Genomic DNA, 232 nt, shown 5'->3' with positions numbered 1-232 from the left:
CTGTTGCGCAAAATCCGCGCGGTCTGGCGCGCTGTGCGCCTGGCGCTGCATGTGCTCACAGGCTACAGCGTGATCCGCTGGCGCTTTCCGCGCATAGGTGCTGCGCAGCAGCACGCACGCATCCAGCAATGGGCTGCCGACCTGTTGCGCCACGCAGGGGTCACGGTGCAAGTATGTGGCCAGCCCCGGGCGCCGGGGCCTGTGTTGCTGGTGGCCAACCACATCTCGTGGC

Annotated in this window: 1 pseudogene; it reads left to right on the top strand. The window is 67.7% G+C overall.

What is annotated here, in order from left to right:
- Window positions 1–232 (top strand): annotated as a pseudogene (locus RAD10_RS42605) (hypothetical protein); the annotation flags it as partial.

It is taken from the genome of Bradyrhizobium sp. 23AC (assembly GCF_054863025.1).
Note: the sequence above shows the minus strand (reverse complement) of the source record. Positions and strands in the feature narration are given on the sequence as shown.